This window comes from Rhizobium sp. BR 317 (assembly GCF_047445835.1).
Classification (GTDB): Bacteria; Pseudomonadota; Alphaproteobacteria; order Rhizobiales; family Rhizobiaceae; genus Rhizobium; species Rhizobium paranaense.
This window is the reverse complement of the sequence record NZ_JARWLB010000092.1, coordinates 1-1,988: the sequence shown is the minus strand read 5'-3', so window position 1 is coordinate 1,988 and position 1,988 is coordinate 1. Positions and strand designations below refer to the sequence as shown.

The following is a 1,988-nucleotide window of genomic DNA, read 5'->3' as shown; positions in this document are numbered from 1 at the left end:
ACCACGGGCTGCGGTACGTCATATCCTTGGTCGCGAACAACCATGTCTGTGTGGCAGACACCGCTCGCCACGATCCGGACGAGGATTTCGTCGGGGCGAGGTTGATCGATCCCGATGCACTCCAGAACAAGAGGCTTTGCCTTTTCGCGCGAAATTGCAGCGTATGCTTCTTTCATAAAATGAYTCCTTCAGTGCGCGCTCGGCCGGTGGGTGACACTTGTAGGAGTTAGCAGACAATCAGTCAATTATCTTTAGTGAACGAAATGCTCGCTGGGGCCATGCCAGCGCGCTACACGACACATAAAGAAACAAAGCAATGTAATATCAATTGCTTCCTCAGGGCAATGCGGCCGACTAGATCTTGGTCCGAATTGGGGGCTGTCTGAAAACTGGAATTCACCTGACAGATTGACTGAGTCTGACGTGACGTTCATCGAACGCTCCGGCTGACGGTGGTGCCCATATTTCCTGCCTCGCAGCCTCGTTTTCCGGGCAATGGTAGCGATCATGGCGCCAAACTTCCTTTTCATGAACCTCGCTGGCGAGGCGCGGTCTCCTCTGTTTCCTCTTGCGCGCTCTTGGGGTGAGGTGACGGACGGTTGCTTTGTCTTATTGCTATATCGAACCGAGCCGCAATAAAAGAATAACTAAATCAGCGTGATAACACAGACKACACGTCGAAAAGCCGAAATTCAAGATAGTTTATTGACAGATTGTCTGCTTATTCATAATKATGCGATCTGCCGTTTGGGGAGAATTCGGCGATGGCTGGAAGATAACGGCGCTCCAGGTCGCAGACAAAATGGCCGCGTTGGGTGGCAAGAGGAGGAGACTTCTGATGAAAAGACGTACATTCCTGCAGACGGGCAGTGCCTTGATTGCAGCGGGCGCGTTCGGAATACCGGGCATCCTGCGGGCAGACGATACGATCGCMCTGCTGCCCGACACTTGGCCGTCCGAAGGGGAAAACCCCGTCGTCGAAGCTGGTAAGTTCGCCAAGGCAGGTCCCTGGAAGATCGGTCACAGCCACTATGGCCTGGCCGGTTCAACGCACACCTATCAGACCGCGTTCGAAGCCGAATACGAGATTAGCAGGAACAAGGCCCGTGTCGCCGACTATCAATTCCGAAGCGCCGACCTCAACGCCTCAAAACAGGTCGCMGACATCGAAGATCTGATCGCACAAAAAGTCGATGCAATCATCATTGCGCCGCTTACAACAGGCTCGGCCGTGGAAGGCATCAGGAAGGCAAAGGCCGCCGGCATTCCGACGGTCGTCTATCTCGGTCGCGTCGACACCGAGGAYTTCACGGTGCAGGTCCAGGGCGACGACTTCTATTTCGGTCGGGTGATGGCTCAGTTCCTGGTCGACAAACTAKGCAACAAKGGAAAAGTGTKGGTGCTGCGCGGCGTCGCCGGGCATCCGATCGATGCTGATCGTTACGCCGKGGCGATGGAAGTCTTCAGCAAGTCCGGTCTCCAAATCACCTCAACCCAGCACGGCAGCTGGTCCTACGAGGACTCRAAGAAGATCGCCGAAAGCCTCTATCTCTCTGATCCCGATGTCGCCGGGGTCTGGACTKACGGCGCAAATATGTCGCTMGGGGTCCTGGACGCGCTGCAGGAAGCCGGGGMTTCCACCATTCCACCGATCACGGGAGAAGCCCTGAACGGATKGATGCGTCGTTGGAATGATGAAAAGCTCTCTTCGATTGGGCCCATTTGCCMTCCGGCTCTTTCGACGGCAGCCCTGCGGGCGTCCTTCGCGCTTCTCGAAGGCAAGCMGATCCAGCGCAACTGGACCAACCGGCCCAAGCCGATCGTCGACGAAAATCTTGCACAGTTTTACCGCTCCGATCTCACGGACGCTTACTGGGCCCCGACAGAAATGCCGAATGAGAAGCTCCTCGAGTACTTCAAGGCCTGACGCATGGAGGGCGCGGACAAAGCGCGCCCTCTTCACCCTCGCAGATGGAAGTGTTCATGAG

The 1,988-nt window shown here is 55.9% G+C and carries 1 protein-coding gene and 1 pseudogene; one reads left to right on the top strand and one right to left on the bottom strand.

Annotated elements, in window-relative coordinates:
* A pseudogene (locus QD357_RS31925) lies at window positions 1–176 on the bottom strand (NAD(P)-dependent alcohol dehydrogenase); the annotation flags it as partial.
* Between the two features lie 662 nt (window positions 177–838).
* On the opposite strand from QD357_RS31925, the gene QD357_RS31920 reads away from it, so the two are divergent.
* Window positions 839–1,927: a substrate-binding domain-containing protein gene (locus QD357_RS31920; RefSeq protein ID WP_414126016.1), complete on the top strand. Its 1,089-nt coding sequence runs from the start codon at window positions 839–841 to the stop codon at window positions 1,925–1,927.
* Window positions 1,928–1,988: the final 61 nt, after the last annotated feature.